1 protein-coding gene is annotated in these 922 nt (G+C 39.4%); it reads right to left on the bottom strand.

Going from position 1 to position 922, the window contains the following annotated elements; all coding sequences use genetic code 11:
* Positions 1–61: 61 nt before the first annotated feature.
* On the bottom strand, positions 62–922 hold an 861-nt coding region (locus HX005_RS19555), incomplete at its 5' end, for an IS3-like element ISAba14 family transposase (RefSeq protein ID WP_286378574.1).

The raw sequence follows: 922 nt of genomic DNA on the forward strand, positions 1-922 counted from the left end.
AGAGGTGGTCCCACTTGTTTGAACAACTAAAAGCGTATTTATAAGTGATATTCCGCTCTAGTTAAGCCACCTTGTTTTGTTGGGGTAGCTGATCATAGTAAAACTCATTTGGTGTCATTTTGTCTAGACTCGAATGAGGTCGTTTCAAATTATAAAACTCAAAATATGCACTTAATTGCTTTTTCGCATCTGTGACACTGCTATAAGCTTTGAGATACACCTCTTCATATTTAACGCTCCGCCATAATCGTTCAACCATCACATTATCTACCCATCGACCTTTACCATCCATACTGATTTGAATGCCATTTGATTTCAATACATCAATAAATGCATCACTGGTAAACTGGCTGCCTTGGTCTGTATTAAATATTTCAGGTCGACCATATTTTTCAATCGCTTCATTTAAAGCCGAAATACAAAAATCCACCTCCATACTAATCGATACCCTATGCGCAAGTACCTTGCGGCTATGCCAATCAATCACAGCACATAAATAAACAAAGCCTTTTGCCATAGGGATATACGTTATATCCGTAGACCACACTTGATTACTGCGCTGAATAGCCAACCCTTTGAGCAGATATGGATATTTACGGTGAGCTTGATTAGCCTGGCTTAAATTTGGTTTGCAATATAACGCCTGAATACCCATTTTCTTCATTAAAGTACGTGTATGACGTCGTCCTATATGATGTCCTTGACGATTCAACAAATCACGCATCATACGACTGCCTGCAAAAGGATATTGCATATGTAATTCATCAATACATCGCATCAGCTTCAGATCTGATGCACTCACAGGTTTTGGGCGATAGTAATAACAACCACGGGAGACTTTCAGCAGCTTAGCTTGCTTAGATACTGAAATCTGAAGTGAGTCGTCGATTAACTTTTGTGGTTGAAGCGGCCCAGTTTCTTC

It is taken from the genome of Acinetobacter sp. R933-2, from assembly GCF_030325485.1.
In the GTDB taxonomy this organism is placed as follows: domain Bacteria; phylum Pseudomonadota; class Gammaproteobacteria; order Pseudomonadales; family Moraxellaceae; genus Acinetobacter; species Acinetobacter sichuanensis.